This window comes from Haliea salexigens DSM 19537, from assembly GCF_000423125.1.
GTDB lineage: Bacteria > Pseudomonadota > Gammaproteobacteria > Pseudomonadales > Halieaceae > Haliea > Haliea salexigens.
On sequence record NZ_AUHJ01000007.1, the window covers coordinates 185,102 to 205,374 of the forward strand.

The 20,273-nt window shown below is 57.7% G+C and carries 24 protein-coding genes; all 24 read left to right on the forward strand.

Annotated elements, in window-relative coordinates:
• Nucleotides 1-17: 17 nt before the first annotated feature.
• The 24 genes from G533_RS21490 to G533_RS0110275 all read left to right on the forward strand — a co-directional run bounded on the left by G533_RS21490 (nt 18) and on the right by G533_RS0110275 (nt 20,171).
• Complete coding sequence (locus tag G533_RS21490) at nt 18-323, forward strand: hypothetical protein (RefSeq protein ID WP_035527463.1); 306 nt, start codon at nt 18-20, stop codon at nt 321-323.
• The gene (locus G533_RS0110165) at nt 307-777 is read left to right on the forward strand and encodes a lysozyme (RefSeq protein WP_027949856.1); all 471 of its coding nucleotides are present in this window, start codon (nt 307-309) and stop codon (nt 775-777) included. The genes G533_RS21490 and G533_RS0110165 overlap by 17 nt, the downstream gene beginning before the upstream one ends.
• Nucleotides 770-2,962, forward strand: coding sequence for a hypothetical protein (locus tag G533_RS24935; protein ID WP_027949857.1), 2,193 nt, complete (start codon nt 770-772; stop codon nt 2,960-2,962). The genes G533_RS0110165 and G533_RS24935 overlap by 8 nt, the downstream gene beginning before the upstream one ends.
• On the forward strand, nt 2,962-4,542 hold the full coding sequence (locus G533_RS23965; RefSeq protein ID WP_084638923.1) for an Ig domain-containing protein: 1,581 nt from the start codon (nt 2,962-2,964) through the stop codon (nt 4,540-4,542). The genes G533_RS24935 and G533_RS23965 overlap by 1 nt, the downstream gene beginning before the upstream one ends.
• Entirely contained in the window at nt 4,542-6,641 is a 2,100-nt protein-coding gene (locus G533_RS0110180; RefSeq protein WP_027949859.1) for a hypothetical protein, read from the forward strand. The genes G533_RS23965 and G533_RS0110180 overlap by 1 nt, the downstream gene beginning before the upstream one ends.
• A gap of 61 nt (nt 6,642-6,702) precedes the next feature.
• Nucleotides 6,703-7,221, forward strand: a complete 519-nt coding sequence (locus G533_RS23515; protein WP_144079847.1) for a hypothetical protein — start codon at nt 6,703-6,705, stop codon at nt 7,219-7,221.
• Nucleotides 7,221-7,499 carry a phage fiber-tail adaptor protein gene (locus tag G533_RS0110190; RefSeq protein ID WP_027949861.1) on the forward strand — a complete coding sequence of 93 codons (279 nt, stop codon included), beginning with the start codon at nt 7,221-7,223 and terminating at the stop codon, nt 7,497-7,499. The genes G533_RS23515 and G533_RS0110190 overlap by 1 nt, the downstream gene beginning before the upstream one ends.
• Nucleotides 7,499-7,837, forward strand: a complete 339-nt coding sequence (locus G533_RS25350) for an HNH endonuclease (RefSeq protein ID WP_084638924.1) — start codon at nt 7,499-7,501, stop codon at nt 7,835-7,837. The genes G533_RS0110190 and G533_RS25350 overlap by 1 nt, the downstream gene beginning before the upstream one ends.
• 78 nt (nt 7,838-7,915) lie before the next feature.
• On the forward strand, nt 7,916-8,329 hold the full coding sequence (locus tag G533_RS0110200; protein ID WP_027949862.1) for a P27 family phage terminase small subunit: 414 nt from the start codon (nt 7,916-7,918) through the stop codon (nt 8,327-8,329).
• Nucleotides 8,322-10,073: a terminase large subunit gene (locus tag G533_RS0110205; RefSeq protein ID WP_027949863.1), complete on the forward strand. Its 1,752-nt coding sequence runs from the start codon at nt 8,322-8,324 to the stop codon at nt 10,071-10,073. Before G533_RS0110200 ends, G533_RS0110205 begins: the two co-directional genes overlap by 8 nt.
• Before the next feature lie 3 nt (nt 10,074-10,076).
• Nucleotides 10,077-11,306: a phage portal protein gene (locus G533_RS21505; RefSeq protein WP_035527467.1), complete on the forward strand. Its 1,230-nt coding sequence runs from the start codon at nt 10,077-10,079 to the stop codon at nt 11,304-11,306.
• Nucleotides 11,290-11,928 (forward strand): HK97 family phage prohead protease, encoded by a 639-nt coding sequence (locus G533_RS21510; RefSeq protein ID WP_051230188.1) that lies wholly within the window; start codon nt 11,290-11,292, stop codon nt 11,926-11,928. The genes G533_RS21505 and G533_RS21510 overlap by 17 nt, the downstream gene beginning before the upstream one ends.
• 5 nt (nt 11,929-11,933) lie before the next feature.
• Nucleotides 11,934-13,196 (forward strand): phage major capsid protein, encoded by a 1,263-nt coding sequence (locus tag G533_RS0110220; RefSeq protein ID WP_027949864.1) that lies wholly within the window; start codon nt 11,934-11,936, stop codon nt 13,194-13,196.
• Nucleotides 13,197-13,248: 52 nt separating this feature from the next.
• Nucleotides 13,249-13,431: a hypothetical protein gene (locus G533_RS0110225; RefSeq protein WP_027949865.1), complete on the forward strand. Its 183-nt coding sequence runs from the start codon at nt 13,249-13,251 to the stop codon at nt 13,429-13,431.
• Complete coding sequence (locus G533_RS0110230) at nt 13,428-14,012, forward strand: head-tail connector protein (RefSeq protein WP_027949866.1); 585 nt, start codon at nt 13,428-13,430, stop codon at nt 14,010-14,012. The genes G533_RS0110225 and G533_RS0110230 overlap by 4 nt, the downstream gene beginning before the upstream one ends.
• Nucleotides 14,009-14,338, forward strand: coding sequence for a phage head closure protein (locus G533_RS0110235; RefSeq protein WP_027949867.1), 330 nt, complete (start codon nt 14,009-14,011; stop codon nt 14,336-14,338). The genes G533_RS0110230 and G533_RS0110235 overlap by 4 nt, the downstream gene beginning before the upstream one ends.
• Nucleotides 14,335-14,793: an HK97-gp10 family putative phage morphogenesis protein gene (locus G533_RS0110240; RefSeq protein WP_027949868.1), complete on the forward strand. Its 459-nt coding sequence runs from the start codon at nt 14,335-14,337 to the stop codon at nt 14,791-14,793. Before G533_RS0110235 ends, G533_RS0110240 begins: the two co-directional genes overlap by 4 nt.
• A complete protein-coding gene (locus tag G533_RS25355) occupies nt 14,790-15,173 on the forward strand; it encodes a DUF3168 domain-containing protein (RefSeq protein WP_027949869.1) in 384 nt (127 codons plus the stop codon). Before G533_RS0110240 ends, G533_RS25355 begins: the two co-directional genes overlap by 4 nt.
• Before the next feature lie 73 nt (nt 15,174-15,246).
• On the forward strand, nt 15,247-15,711 hold the full coding sequence (locus G533_RS21515; RefSeq protein WP_051230189.1) for a phage tail tube protein: 465 nt from the start codon (nt 15,247-15,249) through the stop codon (nt 15,709-15,711).
• Nucleotides 15,708-16,040 (forward strand): hypothetical protein, encoded by a 333-nt coding sequence (locus tag G533_RS0110255; protein WP_027949870.1) that lies wholly within the window; start codon nt 15,708-15,710, stop codon nt 16,038-16,040. The genes G533_RS21515 and G533_RS0110255 overlap by 4 nt, the downstream gene beginning before the upstream one ends.
• 95 nt (nt 16,041-16,135) lie before the next feature.
• Nucleotides 16,136-16,303: a hypothetical protein gene (locus G533_RS21520; protein ID WP_169515389.1), complete on the forward strand. Its 168-nt coding sequence runs from the start codon at nt 16,136-16,138 to the stop codon at nt 16,301-16,303.
• Entirely contained in the window at nt 16,293-19,307 is a 3,015-nt protein-coding gene (locus G533_RS23520) for a tape measure protein (RefSeq protein ID WP_027949871.1), read from the forward strand. The genes G533_RS21520 and G533_RS23520 overlap by 11 nt, the downstream gene beginning before the upstream one ends.
• Complete coding sequence (locus tag G533_RS0110270; RefSeq protein ID WP_027949872.1) at nt 19,307-19,660, forward strand: hypothetical protein; 354 nt, start codon at nt 19,307-19,309, stop codon at nt 19,658-19,660. Before G533_RS23520 ends, G533_RS0110270 begins: the two co-directional genes overlap by 1 nt.
• Nucleotides 19,653-20,171, forward strand: coding sequence for a hypothetical protein (locus tag G533_RS0110275; RefSeq protein WP_027949873.1), 519 nt, complete (start codon nt 19,653-19,655; stop codon nt 20,169-20,171). Before G533_RS0110270 ends, G533_RS0110275 begins: the two co-directional genes overlap by 8 nt.
• Nucleotides 20,172-20,273 lie beyond the last annotated feature (102 nt).

Consider the following 20,273-nt stretch of genomic DNA (forward strand, 5'->3'; position numbering starts at 1 on the left):
AACCCCAAGGAAGTTGAATGTCTAGCCCAACTCAGCACGCGGTAGAGCAAGCCGCGATCAACATATCGGGAAAGGTTGGTGGTGCAGGTACAGCCGCTGCCGTGGGTTCTGGTGTTGCTGGGCAGGTTGTGGATAGGGCGTCTCAAGATCCAGCCTTCGTGCAGAGCGCATTAACGATAGCGGAGCTTGGCGTGATTGTTGGTATCTGCCTGGGGATTGTCGGCTACCTGACACAGGTGGTTTTCCAGCTTCGGCGCGACAGACGCGAGAGTGTGATTTTCAAGCGCAAGATGGAGCGTTTGGGCGATGATTCTACGCCGTAGCGCGTTGGCGCTTGCGACCACAGCGAGCCTTGTTGCCGGTTTTGAGGGCTTCAAAACTGCCGCATACCTTGACCCTGTAGGCATCCCGACCGCGTGTTTTGGTATGACCAAGGGCGTTGAGATTGGGCAAGAGTACTCAGAGGCTGAGTGCGAAGAATACCTTTTCGAGCAAATCATAGGTTATCAGCGAGCAGTCAGGGCGCGTGTTGACGTGGATCTGACGCAAGACCAGTTGGCCGCATTCACCAGTTTTACCTACAACGTGGGCGTTCGGGCGTTTGAGTCCAGCACCCTACGCAAGAAGTTGAACGCAGGCGACACAGAAGGCGCTTGCAATGAGCTGTTGCGCTGGCGTTACGCAACCTTAGCGGGCGTGAAGGTTGAGCTTCCTGGATTGGTTAAACGGCGTGAGGTTGAGCGCGATCTTTGCCTAAATGGAGTCAGCAGTGACTGAGTATACCGATACCAAGCCAGACATGAGCCTGATTCGTGATGGCGTTGTGGTCAGTCGTCACAGCGAACGCAGAAAGGCGGTGCAGTCGGCAATCAAGAAAGGGCCGGGTGTTTACACCATTCACCAGCCCGACAGTACGCTGGTTATCCCGGACTGGATGACCGCTGACAAGCCGGTGGAGCCTGATCCAGACCCTGAGCCGGAGCCCGAGCCCGAGCCTGAGCCTGAGCCTGAACCAGAACCCGAACCGCAGCCAGACCCCGGCACCAAGCCCGCAGCCATTCACAAGCGCGTGAACGAGGCGGCGCTGCTGAACTTTGAAGAGTGGAACGGGAGCAGCCGGTATACGCGAGCCTCAAAGCTGACGATCTGGCGCGATGATCTTGTTTCGGTGGCTTTCGACTGCCAAAACATGACCACATCGGGTGGTGGCGGTAGGCGGGTGTTGCAGGGCGCAGAGTACACGCTGTTCATTGACGGTAAGCCACACGCGACCACGCTGCTTGCGCCTGACTCCAAGGTTGGTGCGTTCTCGGTCGATACCACGGGGCTTGCACCTGGTTGGCACGTTCTCGACCTGTCTGAGTTTGGCGACGAAACCAGTGTGCCGTATCCAGTGTTTGTGCTGCGTGGCGAGCTGCCTGTGCAGGAGCGGATTCCGGTGTTCACTGGGAGCCATGAGATTGACGGCTGGTTCAATCTTGATTGGGTGCCCGCTGTACACGACCCGAAGCCGTGGCCATGCCCGCGCCGGGAGTTTCCGCACTTCAGCACAGTGCCGGGTGACAACTCCGTGTTTCTGGAGATGCTCACGGGCGGCGTTACAGGCCACGCCCGCAGGCTGAACCGGAACAAGGACGGCATTCTCAGCACAGCGACGAAGCAGGATTATTTCTGGTCTGACTTCATCGACAAGCTGCCGGTGGTGGAGCTGCTGGACGGCCCCAGGGGCGCAAATGTCCTGACCATGGCCAGTCATATCAGCATCGGCACGGGCCAGCAGGACGATGAGCCGGGTTCGCCGCTAATGGATAACCTGTATGTGACTGACCCATGGCGTTTTGTCCGTGTCAGCCCCAACGGCACCTTCACCACGCTGGTGGGATACCGCCACAAGTCACCACCGAGCTATTGGGAAGATGAACCCGAGCTGGAGCTGGTGGGTGATTGGTCTGCCGTTCCTGTAGAGCGGCGGGGTTTCCATGAGCTTTGGGGCATGTGCTGGTACCCCGAAAGCCTGAAGGTCGATAACACTGCCGACCGGATACCGGAAGAGGGCAACCGCAGGCCGCACATCACGGCCCCTGTGGCGTTCCTGGCTGACTCGCAGAACAACCGGGTTTGCCGGGTGGAATTCAACGCCACGGCCCACGGTGTGCCGCCGAAGGTGTCCGAGTTCATCCTTGCCCCTGACTGCTGGGACTGCGTGAGCTGGGGCAATTCTCTGATCGTTTCAGAGCGCGGTGCCCACCGCATTGCGCAGTACAGCATGGAAACAGGCGAGCTGGAGCGCGTCATTGTTGAAGGCGCTGCACTGGCTACCGTTGACCGTAACCGCCAGGTGCAGACTACCGGCACACTGGAAGATCGCCGCGCCGAAGACGTTGTGGCCCCTGAAGGGTTGTATGTGCTGGGTGATTGGCTCTACTTCGGGTCAGCAGCACAGGAGCAGGTGCGCCGGGTTCACCTGGTGGATGGTCAAATCGAGGTGGTCATCCCGCATGTTTCTGGTCGTGGCACGTTCCTGAAGATCGCTGTGAGTGACGGCACAACAGGCCCCGAGGGCACCGTGTTTGTCTCGCAGTGGGATGTGGGCGCACCGGACGTGTACACGCCTGACGGTTCCAAGTGGTCGCTGACACCTTACGACAAGCGCGGCCTTGCCCGTGGCCGTGGCGGGAAATCTGCCAAGTACGGATACAGCAACACCAGCTACAGCAGCGCCGTGGCGTGTGGCAATGGCCGCGTTGTTTTCGGTTCTGCAATGGAAGGCCTTCGCCAGATCAGTATGGCGCTGCCCACCGACCCGGACATTGACCGCCCCCGCTACAGGGCTGGCCGAGACAAGTGGCGCGATCAGGGCTACTACCTGACGCACGGCGATCACGGCGAATCATTCTTCGGCCTGCCGTTGCCCCAGGGCGATGCAGACATTGATTACTACCTGAGCGTGTTGGGTCACTGATGGCTACTGGATTCACAGACTTTTCTGGCTACACGGCAGACGCCCTGCCTAGCGATTGGACTATCCGTTTCAACACCTCCTCTGGGGACGTGCTTACAAAGGCCGATGCTGGCGCGACAGGCGGGAAGGTGCTGCGGATTCTAACATCTGGTGGCACCACTGGTTATTTCGGGGCATCGTGGGATGCTATCGACGCTCACAGCGATCGCGATGATATTGAGGTCTATTGTAAATACCGGTTTAACCAGACTGGAAGCAATCAGGAGTGCCTGGTATTTGGTCGTGGATCTGGCACGGCTCTGGCGAACTCAAACCTTTACGCTGCTGGGCAAGCAAGAAGTGGCGGCGGCAGTAGAGCAATCACGGAGCGTAATTCAGGTAGCAGATCAACAAAAGCATCTTCATCATACTTGCCTGACGACAACGTGTGGCAGCATGCTGTCATACGCATAAATGCCACATCAATCAGCGCAAAGTTTTGGGCGGGCGTGGAGACTGAGCCTGAGACCTGGACGCTTACAGCTACGGACAGTAGCACTTCCGCTGCCGGGTTTGCCGGTATTGTTTCAGGCGCGTATGTATCTGGTCAGATAGACAACGTTGACGTTGATGTTATCGGTTATGGCACGGGGGGCGATTCGGCACCCAGGACTGCGGCAAGCAGCACCCCGGTAAGCTTCTCTGGCACAGTCCCCACTCAGAACCTGACTGAAGACAGCGCCATGAGCGCGCTGGATCTTTCGAGCTACTTCAGCGGCACAGAAACACCGTTCAGCTACGCGGTACAAACTGGAACACTGCCTGCCGGGTTGAGCCTGAACAGCTCCACTGGCGTCATAAGCGGCACGCCAACGGCGACCGGCACGGCGAGTATTGTTGTCCGTGCCACGGATGATGGCAGCGACACGGCAGATACCAACAGCTTTGATATTGTGGTTGCGGCGGCCGATGTGACCGCTCCAACGCTATCCAGCCCCAGTGGTACGCAAACTGGATCGACAACTGCCGAGCTTTCGGTGTCTACGAACGAAGGCAACGGAGCGCTTTACTGGGTGGTCACAACGTCAGCCACCAGCCCGAGCGTGGCCCAGGTTCAGGCAGGGCAGGATCACACTGGTGCGGCTGCGGCTGATGATGGAAGTCAGGCTGTATCTGGTACGGGTGCTCAGAGCGCAAATGCTACCGGGCTAACCGCTGACACTGCTTACTATGTCCACTTTCAGCAGGAAGACGCGGCGACCAATGACAGCACCGTATCGACCAGCTCCAGCTTTACGACAGCGGCAGTCGCGGTTAAGGGTATACAGCTCTCTCTCAAACAGGCAGACGGCACTACAGCAGCAGCGAGCCTGACCGGTCTGTATTACCACGCATGGGACGCCCTGAATCCCGGCGGTGCGTCTGACGCCAACGGCTCCACAGAGACCACCGACGGCTCCGGTGTTCTGGAAATCAATATCAACTCGTTTTCTGCTGCGATTGACGGTGAAGTGTTCCTGTTCGTGTATGACCTGGATGGCACGGAGGACAAGGATTCTGTCTGCTTTGCCGGACGCGTGCCGGTGGTGGATATTTCCTAATGGCCTATGTAGCAACGCTGCAAAAGCCATGGATTAGCGGATCTGCGTCACTTGTCCCCACATGGGTGGACGATGCAGTAGCAACCACGACCCTGATAACAGGTTTTGATGGTGGCAATGCGTCGTCTAGCCTGTCGAGCATTACGGGCGCTACAACGCTGACGCCGACGCTTGAGATTGATTCACGGGACGGTGACTGGCGGCATCTGCTGTTCGCTGTTGAGGGCGTTGAAGGTAAGACCCCGGTTTTCAAGCTGAACCGGGCAACATTGAACACACCGGCGTTTGCGCCAACAACAGATTTCTTGCCACTTTGGACACAGGATTTCGTCACCTGGACGCAGGCTACCAGCAGGACGCTGACCGGCGGGACTAGCGGCACAATCGATTTCTCGTTTGACGGTCCACTTCCGTCTGGTCGGGTGTATGTTTCGACCCACCCGATGGGGCAAAACGCGGATGCCGCCACGTTCGCTGCCGAGCTGCTGGCCGATTATTCAAGTGTGGCAGCGCCAACTACCTCGGCCGACTCCAGCGGGGTCTACAACACCACTCCGACCGAGACCGGGGACGACGGTAGGGCGGTAGGCGGTAATGGCCAATATGCGATAAAGCTGGCCTGGGGTGGGTCAACCACTGACTCCGGGCCAAAGCGCAAGCTGGTCATGTTTGCCGGCATTCATGCCGCCGGGGAGCATGTGAGCTGGGTGTCTTTTGTGGCATCCGTTCGTCACATGCTGGACGCAACGGAGGCCGCAGATTTCCGATCTAACTGGGACGTATACCTTTACTTCAACGTGACAGCCAACGGCATTGTTGGGGGTGAGAGCAGACAAAACCCGAGTCGGAACATTGACCCTAATCGGGACTTTGTTGACCAGGATTTGCAGGAGATTGATGCGCTGACCACGGCCATTCTGGCCGATACTAGTGGCAGTGCTGACGCACAGTTTGCTTGGAACTCGTTTGGCTATGAACAAGATGACGACTTTATTCCCGGAACAGGGGAAAGCCCGAACACAGAGACTGCGGCCTTTATCACCAAAGGCAACACGATCTTCTCCAGCCTACGGACGTACTACCTCGACATCCCGACAGCCGGTTATCGGTGGGGCTATGACGTACTGGGTGCCAAGATCGCCTTTGCTGCCGAAGTCCCTATGCGAGGAGACACATCGGTTGCGTTTTACGAAGGCATTGGTGAGAACTGGATAAAGACCCTTCAGGCCATTGACGCAGACGGTGTTTTTTACAGCTCCACCACCATCACCGCCTCGTGGGCGGTGCAGGGGCAGGCAGGCGTAAGCATGTCGGCAGAGGTGGTATCAGCGGCCGCTATGAGCGCGGCAGCGAGCCATTCTTCGGTGGTTTCTGGAATGGCTTCCACTGAGGCGTCTATTCCGGCCGGTGTTGAGCATGGCGCTACAGCAACCGCCGGGGCAAACGCTTTGGCTGACATGCCGGTATCCGTGCAGGCTAGGGCCTCGATGGTGGCGCGCGCTGATTTCGTGGCGTCTATCACGGCCACAGCGTCACATGATGCTGCCGTATCAGCCGGGGCTACTTCCGCAGGTTCCATGAGCGTATCAGCGGAGCATAGCCAGGCAATGGCCGGTCAGGTGGACTCGGCAAGCCAGATTCAAGCCGCAATGGTCGTTAGCGCCACAGTAAGTGCCACAGCATCCGCTGAAGCCCAGGCGCTTGCATCCATGCTGGCAAGCGTTGAGGGCGGGACCACCATGGCCACCGGTTCAGCGATTGACGCAACCATATCTCTGGATGCATCGGCTGGTGTTGGAATGAGCGCCACGGTGGAGGCCGTTTCTGGGTTCAGCGTAAATGCTTCAGCCGGTGCCACAAACTCAGCCGGTGCCCAGGCACAGGCCATCCTGCAGGTTTCAGTAGAGGCAGCCAGTGCACTCATAGCGCAGGCTGCCGCACAGGCAGGCATACCGGTTTCGCACATCCACAACATCACGATCACAGCAACCTCGATTGCGGGCGACCTTGTAACACCAGCAAGCCGCACATTCCGTGTCGAGCTGGAGCTTAGAGGGTTCATTGTGGAACCCGACAACCGAACCTTCACGGTCCACTAAGGAAATCACCATGTCAATGAGCACTGACGGCGCTTCGGGCGTCTCTGTCGGAGGGCAGGCTATGTCTAAATCAAACGTATCAGCGGCGGTAAAGGCAAAGCACCTGTACCGATTCGAGGCGCGAGATCGCCACGGGAACCTCAAGTGGGTTGTCGAGGAGGAGAACATCATTCCCAACGTGGGACTGGATGACATCCTGGACAAGTACTACAAGGGGTCCAGCTACACCGCTGCACACTATGTGGGGCTGACTGATGGCACGCCTACAGTGGCTGCAGGCGACACCATGGCCTCGCACGTAGGGTGGTCTGAGGTCACCGCATACGATGAGTCTGTGCGCCAAACGCTGACGATGGGCAGCGTGTCCAGTCAGTCTGTGGATAACTCATCGTCCAAGGCCACGTTCACGATCAGCACGAACAGCACGACCATCGGCGGCGGCTTCATCACCACCAACAGCACCAAGGGCGGCACATCGGGCACTCTTGTGTCTGCGGTGGCCTTCACTGCTGGCGATAAGGGGCTGGACGACGGCGACACCCTGGCGGTTACTGTTACGGCGACCATGGCGTCTGCCTAATGACATTCCGCAAGATCAAAGACCCTGATGCAGTCCTGGATTACTCCATCGACTGGTCAGCCTGGCTGGTGGACGACACGATCACCACCAGTTCGTGGAGTGTCACGGGGGCTGATTCTGACCTGACCGTGGACTCGGACAGCAAGAGCACCACTGCCACCACGGTTTGGCTGAGTGGTGGGACGCTGGGGCTGACCTACACCGTGACCAATCGGATCACCACGGGCGATGGCAGGACGGATGATCGGTCGATTGCTGTGGATGTCCTGGAGAAGTAATGCCTACTTCGCCTCGCACCCATTCACCACGTTACGCGACAGCCCCGCGACACAAAGGTCCGGCACGCGCGTCTTCTGCGGTGCGTGGGTACGGCGCGAAGTGGAGGCAGGCCCGGGCTGGCTATTTGGCCAAGCATCCTATCTGCCTGCACTGCGAAAGGCGGGGGATGGTGACCACAGCTACTGACGTGGACCACATTATCCCCCACAAGGGAGACATGCGTCTGTTCTGGGACAGTTCCAACTGGCAGCCGCTGTGCAAGCGATGCCACTCGACCAAAACTGCGGCCGAGGATGGCGGGTTCGGCAATCGGGGAGGGGGTGGGTCAATCTCATGAACCCTTCGACGCAAGACCGCGTGGGTAGTCTTTTTTTTGCACGGTCAAAATTCAGATTTGAAATTTACGGAGTAAATCATGGCTAGAGGACGGAAGCCGACCGCTCCGAACCTCAAGGTTCTGGCGGGCACGGATAGGCCTGACAGGAGCGTGCCTGATGCTCCGGAGTTTGACCTGGTAAGCAAGTTTCCCGAGCCACCGCAGCACCTATCTACGGATGGCGCTGAGATGTGGAACCAACTGGGGCCGCAACTGGTGGCAGCTCGGGTGCTGCAGGTCGTTGACCTTTTTTCTTTGGAGCAGCTTTGTTTTGCCTGGCAGATGTTCAGGAAGAAGGCGCGCGCTGGAATGGAATCAACAGCAGCGGAGAACAGCGCACTTAAAGGGATGTTCTCGGAGTTCGGCATGACGCCGGCCAGTCGCCGCAAGGTTGCAGCGGGCGGCGAAAAGCCGAAGGGAAACAAGTTCGCGGCAAACGGCAAGCGTGCGTGATTACGTCAAGATCGCAAAGGACTATGCGAGGTCCGCGATCCGGGACAAGAAGGGGAAGAAGCACGGCTTGCTGATCCGGCAAGCCAGTCAGCGGTTTATTGACGATCTGGCTCGCGCCCGCAAGAAAGGTTCGCCGTTCATCTTTGATGAGTGGCATGCATGTGATGCGTGTGACTTCATTGAGAAGCTGCCGCACGTTGAAGGGAAGTGGGACACCCCAACGATTCTCATGCATCCGTCCCACGTATTCTTCGTCGTGCAACTCTTCGGGTTTCGCCGCAGGGCGGCTGTTGATGTTGATGGGTACGGCGAGTTCCGACACAGGCGTTTTACCTCGGCTCTTTTTGCTGTGGCTCGCAAGAACGCGAAATCAACGCTTTCGGCGGGAATAATGACCTATTGCCTGTGCTGTGAGCCCGAAGAGGGCGCGCAGGTGATTAGTGCGGCCACGACCTATGACCAAGCGGCGATAATCTTTAAGGTCGCCAAGGCGATGGTCGACAAGACGCCTGACCTGCGCGAAGCATTCGGTCTCGAGACCTGGGCAAAGTCGGTCACTCGCTTCGAGACTGGCTCCAGTTTCAAGGCGTTGCACGCAAAGGCATCAACACAAGATGGCCTGAACCCGAGCCACGTTGCGCTGGATGAGATACACGCGCACAAGACGCCAGATTTGCTCAACGTACTCACCTCTGCCGCGGGTGCCAGGGGAAATCCTTTGTGGCTTTACACAACCACTGAGGGTTACACCAATCCCGGCCCCTGGGCCGAAATACGGATGTTTGCAAAGCGGCTTCTGGGTGGGGTCTTCGGAAATGATGCCGACCATTATCTGGCTGTTTTCTACGCGGTTGATGAGGAAAACAAAACCCTCAAGATCAAGGCGGACGACGAGTTTGACGAAAGCGCCTGGATAAAGGCAAACCCGCTTCTGGACGTGAACCCACACCTTCTTTCTGCAATTCGGAAGGAGGCTGTCGAGGCGCGGCAGATGCCGTCAAAGCTGGCAGAGTTTCGAATCAAGAGACTGAACCGGCCGGCCTCCACAGCAGAAGGCTGGATTGATTTAACCAAGTGGCAAGCATGTGATGGTGAAGTTGACGTGGGCTGGCTGTCTGAACATCCATGTTACGGGGGGCTCGATCTTGCCAGCACCACAGACCTTGCGGCTTTCCGGCTGGTTTGGGTAGTAGATGGGATCACTTACACAAAAGGCTGGCGTTGGGTGCCATCTGAGGCGGTAGCGCAGAGGACGGAGCGGGGAACTGTTCCGTATAGCGCCTGGGTTGAGACTGGACTGGTTCAGCAAACCTCTGGTGATGTCGTTGATTACGGCGTCATCGAGGAGGCGATCATCGACCTGCATCATACGTTCAACATTCAGCAGATTGCCTTTGACCGCTGGAATGCCACTGACCTGGTGAACAGGCTGGTAGAGCAAAACCTGCCGATGATTGAGTTCGCCCAGGGCGCTAAATCGTACCACCCAGCAATGCAGGCTCTTGAGCGCTCATACATTGCCGGAAACTTGCGCCACGGCGGCGACCAAGTGCTTGGCTGGTGTGCTTCCAACATCGTCACGCGCAGAGATCAGAACATGAACATGGCCCCGGACAAGAAACGATCCGCAGACAAGATCGATGACATGGTGGCCTTGCTAATGGCGGTCGGCGTCTCATCCGTGGCCGACGAATCAGAACCTGTCTCCCCCTGGGAAGACGAAAACTTTTCAATTCTGGGGTAACACATGGCGTTTTGGAATCGAGACAAGACGGAGAGTCGCTCTACCGTCGAAGATCCGACCGTGCCCCTGACATCGGCTCGACTGATCGACATGCTATCTGATGGCATCGATGCCGAGTCCGGCGTGGTCGTGAATACAGAAAGCGCCCTGGGTGTTCCTGCAATATGGGCGGCGGTTAATTTTATTTCAGGCACTATCGCTGGTCTTCCGCTGATGGTCTACGAGAAGTCCGGTGATAGCCGCGAGAAGTCGGACCGTCCCATTGCGTCGATCCTGCACGACGCAGTTTCCGATGAGATGAGTTCTTTCGATTGGAGGAAGTACACATTTGAACGTGTGCTGACCAGTGGGCGCTCTTTCACTCTTATCGTCAAAGACAGGACCGGCGTCATCACGGGCCTGGAGCCATTGATTCCCGAGCACGTCACTGTGCGCAGGGGGGCTGGTGGCCTGCCTGAATACGTTTATGACGCGCCGGGGATCAGAAAGCGGATTTATCTCTCTCGCCAGGTGATCGACGTCTCTTTTGCCATGAAGGCGGACTTGCTCAACCACTGGAACCCTATCCGGCTTCACCGTGACACCATCGGGCTTGGCATTGCTGCGACCAAGTACGGAAGCAGGCTGTTTCAGAATGGCGGCGTTCCACCTTTCGTGCTGACCGGAAACTTTCAGTCCGGTGGGGCACTGAATCGGGCCTCCGATGACCTCCAGAAAGCGATCCGAAAGGCGTCAAAGGACAACCGGCTGGCGGTAACGATACCGACTGGTCACGAACTCAAAACAATCGGTCTTGACCCTGCAAAATCTCAACTAGTGGAGCTTAAACGCTTCCTGATTGAAGAGTACGCACGCATCTACTCGCTGCCACCAGTGTTCCTCCAAGACCTGAGCCACGGCACTTTCTCCAACACCGAGCAGCAAGACCTTCACTTTGTAAAACACACCATCAAGCGTTGGGTTGAGCAGTTTGAGCAGGAGCTAAACCTCAAGATATTTGGCCGCGGTGAGCAGGAGATATACGCGGAGTTCAACCTGGACGGCCTGCTTCGCGGCGACTTCAAGACGCGAATGGACGGATACGCGCAAGGCATCCAGAACGGCGTCCTGAAGCCGAATGAAGCCCGCCGGCGGGAAAACCTGCCAGACGACGATCATGGCGGAGACCTGATGATTCAGGGCGCTACCGTCCCGATTAAATCCCAAGGGGAGAGCGATGAAAGTGAAAACTGAAGTAAGGGGCGGGCTTCCCGCTGAGGTGCGCGCTGACGAAGAGGGTCCGCTGCGCGTGTCCGGTCACGCTGCCGTATTCAATGAGCGCGCCAATATTGGCAACTGGTTTGAAGAGGTCATTGCACCTGGCGCGTTCTCCGATGCGATCGGCCGGGATGATGTGGTGTTCCTGGTAAATCACGAAGGTTTGCCGCTTGCACGAACCCGCTCCAAAACCCTGAAGCTGGTCGAGGATGATCGCGGCCTGTACATGGAAACCGAGTTGGACCCGGATGACCCGGATGTTCGCTCGATTGTGCCCAAGATGAAGCGCGGCGACCTCGACAAGATGAGCTTCGCTTTCATGGTTGAGATTGAAGAGTGGGATGAGACCGGTGATTTGCCTCTCAGAACCATCCGCAAGGCATCGCTGCGCGACGTCTCCATCGTAACTATGCCCGCCTATGAGGGCACTGACATCGGCTTGCGCTCACTGCAGGCCCATCGTGAACAGCAGAGCAACCGTTCTGCACTGAAGATCAAAGACGCGCTTGGTAGAAAACTGGCCATGCGCACCCGTTTCGTGGCGGTTCCCGCTACTGAAAAGCCCACCAACGCCCTTGGGCAAGGCGAACAGGAGTAGTTGATATGAAGTTTTCAGAAATCACCAAACTGCGGGAACGTGCTGGCGAACTCGCTACCGAGGCCCGTGCCGAGCTGGACAAGATCACGGACAAATCCACCGACGGCGAGATCAAGGAAATCGAGGGTCGCTTTGACCAGATGATGGCGGACCATGACAAGATCATGAGCCGCTTGGAGCGAGAGCACCGCCTGGCGAATGTTGGCGGTTCCAGCGAAGCCCCCGAGCGACCTGAAGGCGAAGCGCGTGGCGATGAGCCCGTGAGCGAGCCGGAATACCGCGAAGTGTTCTCAAAGCTGCTGCGTTATGGTGTTGCGTCACTTGCCGATGAAGAGCGCAGTGTGCTGCTCAAGAATCGCCAGGAGCTGCCCGAAGAGATGCGCGCCCAGTCCATCGGGACCGATTCAGCCGGTGGATACACTGTGCCTGATGAGTTCTCCGGTCAAATCGAGAAGTCACTCAAGATGTGGGGGCCGATGTGGGACGGTGGCATTGTCCGCGAGCTGAACACGTCAAACGGCCGCCGTATCGACTGGCCGACCGTCGATGACACCGCAAACACCGGTCGCATCAAGGCTGAAAACGCTGCGGTTGACGATGACAACTCGGATGACGTGGCCTTCGGTGAGAAGCAGCTGGATGCGTATGTATACGACACAGGCATGGTGCGCGTGCCCATCGAGCTGCTGCAGGACTCTGCTTTTGACCTGAACACCCTGATGTCAGATCTGTTCGGTGAGCGACTTGGTCGCCTTGCCAACTCGGTGCTGACCACAGGCACGGGTTCATCGCAGCCGAATGGTGTCGTGACAGCTTCAGCGGCAGGCAAAACTGCCGCTTCCGCCACTGCGATCACTGCTGACGAGCTGATCGACTTGCTGCACAGCGTCGACCCCGCCTATCGCATGTCTCCGCGCAGCCGCTGGATGTTCAATGACTCCACCATGGCCGCTATTCGCAAGCTGAAGGATGGCGACGGAAACTACCTGTGGCAGTTGGGTGACATCCGGAACGGTGAGCCCGCGACCATCCTGGGGCACGCCTACGCTGTAAACCAGGCGGTGGCGAGCATCGGTGCAGCTGCCAAGCCGGTGATTTTTGGTGACTTCAGCAAGTATGTTGTCCGCAAGGTCAACGGCTTCCAGATGATCACCCTGCGTGAGCGGTATGCCGAGATGTTCCAGGTTGGACTGGTTGGCTTCAAGCGTTTTGATGGTGAGCTGCTCAACACTGCTGCTGTGAAGCATCTGGTAAACGCTGGCTCCTAAGCCCTGTGCCGCCCTTCGGGGCGGCTTTTCCTTTTGCTTCTGGGGGGTTCCTATGAAGGTAGAGCTATTGGTAAGCCGCGCAGGCGCTGATTTCGTGCAGTCTGCCGGAGATATTATTGATGTGGGCGAAGAAGAGGCTCTTCGGCTGGTTGCGAGTGCGCAGGCGGTTGTTGTCGAGAAGTCACCCGAGCGCGCCACAAACAAGCGTCACGCCGAGAAGGCGGTCAAGCCGTGAAGCTAATCCGTCGAGTCGCGCCGACCGTTCTTCCGGTAACGGTGTCGGAGTGCAAGCGCGATTTGCGGATCTTCGACCAGTCAAGCGACCCGCACATCGCGGAGATCATCAAAGAGGTTGTCGACTATTTGGATGGCCCAGATGGCGCGATCGGCCGCGCTCTCGTTACACAAGAGTGGGCGCTATCGATGCGCGATTTTTATACCGTGATCGATGTTCCATTGACTCCGGTTCAGTCGATAGAGTCTATTTCCTACTTTGACACCGAGAACGCCACGCAGTCGTTCGATGTGGCGAGCTATTTTCTGCATTCTGACAATGACCAGGCTCACATTGAGCTGGTGCCGGGAGCGTCAATGCCAGGCGTCTACGACCGACCTGACGCGGTATCCATCGTGTTCAAGGCTGGGTATGGAGACACCGCCCAGGATGTGCCTGCCAGCATACGGCGAGCAATGCGGATACTGGTCGCTCACTGGTTTGATAACCCTGTTGTTTACAGTTCGAGCAGCGTGAACGCGATGCCTATGTCCGCAGAGGCACTGATTGCCATTCACCGGAAGGGCTGGGTATCCGCATGAACCCAGGAGAGCTGGACCAGGTCATTCAGATCGAGTCTGAGGTCAGCGCATCTGATGGAATGGGCGGCACGGTCCGGTCCTGGGTAAGTGATGGCCAGCAGATTGCGGCGAAAGTTCGCCCTATGTCTGGCCGTGAGAGAGAGAACGCCGACCAGGTCGAGGCATCATCGATGTATGTCGTGTTCCTGCGGAACCGGGCCATTGCCGAAAATCAGCGCATCCGATGGGTGAGCTTTAGTAACCGAGTCCTGAATATTCGGTTCGTGGCCTTAACTCCGCGCTCGCACTTCCTGCGGGTGGAAGCCGAGCTGGGCGTTGAAACATGAGCAAGTACGAAGATCGCAGGGCCAAGATAAAGTTGCGTCGCCTGCTTAGTTCCACCGAGTCTAGCATCAAGCCGGCCATGCGTGACTCGGCCAACATCCTGGAGCGTGAAATGCGCGCGAGGGTTCCTCGGGATACGGGGAACCTTGCCGAAGTTATATCCAGCTTTGTTGCCAAAAATGGAACGCGGGCAGAGGTCGGATTCCGTGGCAAGAAGGGCAGGGCGGCGGGCTTCTATGCACGTTTCATTGAGTTCGGCACCAAGGGACACAAAGCCGCCGCGGACCGCGCAAAGGTTCTTTCTGGTGCTGGGGAGACATTCGGGACCAGCGCCGACATTCCAGCGATGCCGGCAAGGCCGTTCATCGGGCCGACATGGGACGCGAAGAAGCCCGAAGTAATATCGCGGGTGAGCAAGGCAATCAGCGACACCATCAAGAGGGTGCAGAATTCATGAGCGAGCCAACACTGGCTTTTCAGTCTGCGGTTTTTTCTGCTCTGGACGCCGCACTCTCGTGCCCGGTATACGACCATGTGCCACAGGATAGCGCTTACCCTTATGTGACGCTTGCATATCAGTCCGTGACATCTACCGACTTCCTGAGCAGCAGGAAGGATAGCCGAATGCTTTACCTGTCCGTTTGGTCGACATATCGAGGTCAGAAGGAAGTCCTGGAGATCATGCAGGCCGTGTACAACGCGCTTCATGAGCAGCGAATACCTCTATCCACTGGTCGCGTGGCTCAGCTTCGGGTGGTAGATAGGGACACGAACAGAGAACCCGACGGTGTTACCTACATGGGCAGGATTCGCCTCATGGCTTTGACCGAACACTAACCAACCCTTGCAGTACCCATAACCCGCCCCGGCGGGTTTTTTCGTTCTAAACCCAGCACTTTGGAGGTGCTTCATGGCAATTTACACGATGGCTAACGCCACTTTTTCAATCGGCACCACTGCTGCGGCAACGAATCTTACAACCTACGAGGCAGACACTTATGTGGCTGTTGGTGAGGTCGAGTCGGTCTCTGCGCTGGTGGACGTGCAGAACTTCACTCAGTTCACGGGTCTGTCTGATTCGCGTGTTCGCAACTTCAAGACCACCAAGGCTGCTGACAGCGTGACGGTGACGCTGGGCTTTGACCCCGATGACGCCGGTCAAGAGGACCTGCGTGCAGCTGCGGCTGACACGGACCAGGTCAACTACAACTTCAAGCTGGTTTACAACGATGCGGGCTCAACTAATGCCACCACCGTTTACTTCAGCGGCCAGGTTGGCAATGACCCTTACCCCGGCGGTGGTGCTGAAGATGTGTCTCGCATTGAGTACATGATCATGAACAACACCGGCTTCACTGTGGATCTGCGCGCATGAGTCGGGTTAATCGCGGCACTGTTGAGATCGAGATTGACGGCGACGTTTACGAGCTTCGCCCAACGCTCGACGCTTTCAAGAAGATACAGGCCCGCTTCGGCGGGCTTCGTGGAGCCCTTGAGGCTATCTCACAGATGAACTCTGAACACTTGGCCAACATCATCCTGGCGGGCAGCAATGCACCACGGCGTGACCTGGCGAAGATTGAGGAGCAGATCTTCAACGAGGGCCTGGCGTCTGTCACTGAGGCCATCGCGCCGTTTGTGACGACCCTCTTCAATCCTCGGGGTGATGAAGAATCGGGAAACGGCAAGGCGGCGAGCGAGTAGAGAGCGACGCTCCGCCGCCTGACTTCGTTGACTGGTTGTTCGGGGTGGCCACCGGATGGCTTGGCTGGCCACCTTCCGAGGTTTGGCATACCCCCATGCCCGAGATCTTTGTGGCCCTCGATGCGCGTGTCGAGTGGCAGAAGATGACAAATCCGTTCGGCGCGAAAGACGAAAAGAAGCCAGAGAAAGAGAAGCCGAAATCAATGGGCGAATTTATCGCCAAGGTGATCCAGATGCCGGGGACAAAGATACATGGCCAATGATGTTGCTGACCTCCTGCTAAGGATCGACGCCACCACGGAGGGATTGAGGCGTGAGCTGAAGCGCGCTGAGACTTCCGTGGATGGAGCCACCAAGGGCATTGACCGCAAGGTTAAGAGCATCGATGACCGGTTTAACTCACTGGGCAAGACCGTAGCGCGTGCGGGTGTTGCCATTGGTGCCGCCTTTGCCGGTATGGCTTTGGCAAAGGTGACATCGGAGTTCACCAAGACCAACGTCGAAGCCCAAAAGCTGCGTGCGTCACTGGTCACGGTGACAGGATCGGTGGAGGAGGCAAATAAGGCGTGGGGGACGCTGGAGCAGTTCGCCACTCAAACGCCCTTTGCGCTGAATCAGTCCGTGGAAGGCTTCATCAAGATGAAGGCCCTCGGTCTCGACCCCACAATCGATGCGCTGGAGAGCTTCGGCAATACCGCGTCTGCGATGGGCAAAGACCTCAACCAGATGATTGAGGCCGTGGCTGATGCGTCTACTTCAGAGTTTGAGCGACTGAAAGAGTTTGGCATCAAGGCGAAGCAGGAGGGTGATCGGGTCAGCCTGACGTTCCAGGGGGTGACCACTGAGATAGGTAACAACTCGCGGGAGATTGTCGAGTACCTGGAGCAGATCGGTAAGGTGCAGTTTGCTGGCGCGATGGAGCGCCAGATGGACACGCTCGGGGGCGCAATATCCAACCTTCAGGACAGCTTTGATGGACTGATGCGGGCGGTTGGCGAGGCCGGTGCGGCTGACGAGATGACCCAGGCCATCAAAGAGATGTCGGATTTGATGGGCGATCCGAAGTTCCAGAAGAATATAAAAACCCTCACCACTGGACTGATAACTGTCACGACCACAGTCATCGAGCTGTCTGCGGAGTTCGCTGCGTTCGGCATGGAGATTGCCAAGTGGACGCCGGCCGCACTGTACGGCAAGGCCATTGGCTGGCTGGTGGATAAAGCGGAAGAGCTTGGCCTTGTAGAAAAAGAGCTGTCTCTGATCACCGTAGAGGCCACCAGGACGCAAAGCCAGTTGGCCGAGTCTCTTGGTGTGACCGGAGATTCTGCCGGCAGGACGCAGGAGGAAATCGACAAGCTTCGCGATGCGGTCAAAAGGAACACAGAAGCCGCATTCCCACACATCCGCGCTGCACGCGAATACAACGAAGCACTGGATGAGATGCGCGAGGCTCTTGCTGCAGGCGCGGTCTCGCAGGAGGAATTTGCCAAGTGGCTGGATAAGACCCAGACAGACCTTCTGCCAGGCGTAACGGTTGAAGCTGAGCGCGTCACTGCTGAAGTCATCAAGATGAAAGAGCAGGCCGACCCGATGGCCGTTGCCTATGAGCGCGGCATCGAGCGTATGCGGGATGGGTTTGGAGACTTCTTTCAGCAGATCCTGCTTGACGGCAAGGTGACGTTTGGCGACCTGGTTGACCTGTTCAAGCGCACTGTTGCGGAGATGATCGCTACTGCGGCTGCGAACCGCATATTCCTCGGCGTTGGGCTTGGTGGTGTGTCTGGGGCGGCAAGTGCGGCTGGTGGTGCAAGCTCGCTGCTTACTGGTGGTGGTGCTTCTGGCCTTGGCGGGCTGGGCTCACTGCTGTCCACTGGTATCGGGGGCTCGCTGATCGGCGGTATCTCTGGCATCGGTAGTGCGCTGGGGCTTGGTGCGCAGACAGGGGCATTCCTCGGGTCTACAGGGCAACTGGGTTACAACGCACTTTCTGCCTTGGGTATTCAGGGTGCTGGTGGCACGACCAGCTTTCTGGCTGGTGGCGCGCTGACAGCCGGGGCCGGTATTCTCGGCGGTATGGCCGGCAACGCGCTGGGTTTATCCCTTACCGGTCGAACCTCTAACAGCAGTTGGGGTGCTGGTCTGGGCGGCACTGCAGGTGCATTCCTCGGCGGGCCACTGGGGGCAGCCATCGGCGGCGCTATAGGTGGCGCTCTGGATTCGGCATTCGGTTCGAGCAAGAACCGCATCGGCGGCGTAGGCATCAACACGGGTACGCGAGAAGCGAACCTGTGGGGCACACAGCGTGCCGAGTATCAAGACCCCATGCAGGAGCTGGCCAACGTCCTGCAGGGCTTTTCTGATGCGATAGGCGGCTCTGGCTCCATCATGACCATCAGCCGGGGGAACAAATCACCCCTGCAGATGGATGGTGTCGAGTTTGCGAACGTGGCTGACCTGGTGGCCGCCGCGATGGACAACATACTGGACACCGCCTGGGAGCTGGCACCGGTTGTTAAAGACCTGGCCAAAGCCTTCGATGGCTCTGTGGAGGAAACCGCAGCGTTCGCCCGCGCCATGCAGGGCCTCTGGGAGCAGACCAAGGTCAACCCAATTTCCGCTTCCATTACCGACTTCGCCAACGCGCAGAAGACGGTTTTCGACGGCTACCGTGACCAAATGGCGGCTATCCGCGGCATGACTGCGGAGTTTGATGGATCAGTGAGTTCAGCCAACGCGCTGACTCAGGCGCTCGCAGTCAATCAGAGTGTTGCCTACCAGTTAGCGCAGCAGTTCATGGCTGTCGGACAGCAGATCAGCGGATCGGCTTCCAGTTCGGCGCAGTCCATCCGTGAAAGCGTGATGACTGAAGATCAGAGAATTCAGGCTTGGAAGTCACAGCGAGGCGGGCTGCGGGATTCCCTCGGGTCACTGTCTGACCCTAACCAGATCGCCAACGCATCGGCTGAAATCCTGCGGCTCAACGAACAGATATTCAACGCGCTGAGCCCCCAGGCACAGCAGGGTCAGGCTGAGGCTTTTGCCAACTACGCGGAGAAGACCGCAGAGATTGCAGACAGGCGTATTGACCGGCTTGTTTCCCAATTGGAGTCGGAACAACGCCAACAGAATGCCGAGGTAAGGCAGGCCATGATGGACGCAGCCAGCGCACAGCAGGAGGCCGCAAACACCATGTTGGCTGCTGCACAGATCATTCAAGGTGCTGCGTCCTCGTTTGGTGGGGGTTTCACGGCTGAGGTGGTGCAGTAATGGCGACAGCGTTTCCTTTCAGCAGTTACGCGCTGCTTGATACATCGGGCGCGATGGATGACCACATCGTATCCAGGGAGGTCATGGATGACGGCACGCCGGTTATCCGCGTTCTCGGGACATCGACGTTCCGCACCCTGACCTGTGAGTTCGTGCCCATGAGCATATCGGATGCACAGGCTTTGATGGATTACCTGCACACCAACAAGGCGACCGAGTTCGACATGAGCGGGGACGGGCTGGGTACGTCAATCTACCGAGGATACATCTGGTCTGAGCCTCGCATCCAGTTCTCGCAGGGCGTTCTCGCAACCGTCTCATTCAACTTCTACGGGAAGCGCATCAGTGGCTGACCTGACTACCTCGCAACTCCAGAACGCCAGCCAGCCAGCAACCCGCCCGATCTACATCGTTGCACTGGAACACTCCGGAGTCGAAGAGCTGCTGTCGTCGTCTGGCGACGTGGTGTATGACGGGCAGAACTTTCTGGCCGGTGGGATTACCGTGTCCGGAATATCCAACACTCGCAGCGCCACGCTGACGCTCCCCTGGTCCACCACCAGAATGACCGAGATCCAGAATGGCTCGTACCGGGGTGGGTCGTGCAAAATCTGGTACATCCCTGGCGTTCCTTCTGACACCGACCTGATCTTTGATGCTGAGGATGGGGTGCTGGTGATGGACGGCGAAATTCAGTCCAGCCGGTTTTCTGGTGATCGCGTCAACATAACCGCAGCGCATATAAGTAACTCAGCCGTTTATTCGCCCAGAACCACGCTTGATGAGGTGACCAGCTACGCGGTAGCCCCCGGATATCAAATCAAGTGGGAAGGGGAGATTCTAGTTCTTGAGGCGTCCCGATGAGTAAAAGCGCAACTGAGTATTTTCGCTCGCGTGGAATGCAACCTGGTGGTGGTGGGGCGTGGTATGTTCCTGAAGTGACCATGTACCGTGCAAATGGGCGGC

Coding starts and splice junctions, on each gene's coding strand:
- G533_RS25355 (WP_027949869.1), top strand. CDS start 14,790: ATGAGCGAGCCAACACTGGCTTTTCAGTCTGCGGTTTTTTCTGCTCTG.
- G533_RS25350 (WP_084638924.1), top strand. CDS start 7,499: ATGCCTACTTCGCCTCGCACCCATTCACCACGTTACGCGACAGCCCCG.
- G533_RS0110220 (WP_027949864.1), top strand. CDS start 11,934: ATGAAGTTTTCAGAAATCACCAAACTGCGGGAACGTGCTGGCGAACTC.
- G533_RS21515 (WP_051230189.1), top strand. CDS start 15,247: ATGGCAATTTACACGATGGCTAACGCCACTTTTTCAATCGGCACCACT.
- G533_RS0110270 (WP_027949872.1), top strand. CDS start 19,307: ATGGCGACAGCGTTTCCTTTCAGCAGTTACGCGCTGCTTGATACATCG.
- G533_RS0110255 (WP_027949870.1), top strand. CDS start 15,708: ATGAGTCGGGTTAATCGCGGCACTGTTGAGATCGAGATTGACGGCGAC.
- G533_RS0110240 (WP_027949868.1), top strand. CDS start 14,335: ATGAGCAAGTACGAAGATCGCAGGGCCAAGATAAAGTTGCGTCGCCTG.
- G533_RS23965 (WP_084638923.1), top strand. CDS start 2,962: ATGGCTACTGGATTCACAGACTTTTCTGGCTACACGGCAGACGCCCTG.
- G533_RS0110235 (WP_027949867.1), top strand. CDS start 14,009: ATGAACCCAGGAGAGCTGGACCAGGTCATTCAGATCGAGTCTGAGGTC.
- G533_RS0110200 (WP_027949862.1), top strand. CDS start 7,916: ATGGCTAGAGGACGGAAGCCGACCGCTCCGAACCTCAAGGTTCTGGCG.
- G533_RS21490 (WP_035527463.1), top strand. CDS start 18: ATGTCTAGCCCAACTCAGCACGCGGTAGAGCAAGCCGCGATCAACATA.
- G533_RS0110165 (WP_027949856.1), top strand. CDS start 307: ATGATTCTACGCCGTAGCGCGTTGGCGCTTGCGACCACAGCGAGCCTT.
- G533_RS21510 (WP_051230188.1), top strand. CDS start 11,290: ATGAAAGTGAAAACTGAAGTAAGGGGCGGGCTTCCCGCTGAGGTGCGC.
- G533_RS0110190 (WP_027949861.1), top strand. CDS start 7,221: ATGACATTCCGCAAGATCAAAGACCCTGATGCAGTCCTGGATTACTCC.
- G533_RS21505 (WP_035527467.1), top strand. CDS start 10,077: ATGGCGTTTTGGAATCGAGACAAGACGGAGAGTCGCTCTACCGTCGAA.
- G533_RS23515 (WP_144079847.1), top strand. CDS start 6,703: ATGTCTAAATCAAACGTATCAGCGGCGGTAAAGGCAAAGCACCTGTAC.
- G533_RS21520 (WP_169515389.1), top strand. CDS start 16,136: ATGCCCGAGATCTTTGTGGCCCTCGATGCGCGTGTCGAGTGGCAGAAG.
- G533_RS0110180 (WP_027949859.1), top strand. CDS start 4,542: ATGGCCTATGTAGCAACGCTGCAAAAGCCATGGATTAGCGGATCTGCG.
- G533_RS23520 (WP_027949871.1), top strand. CDS start 16,293: ATGGCCAATGATGTTGCTGACCTCCTGCTAAGGATCGACGCCACCACG.
- G533_RS0110225 (WP_027949865.1), top strand. CDS start 13,249: ATGAAGGTAGAGCTATTGGTAAGCCGCGCAGGCGCTGATTTCGTGCAG.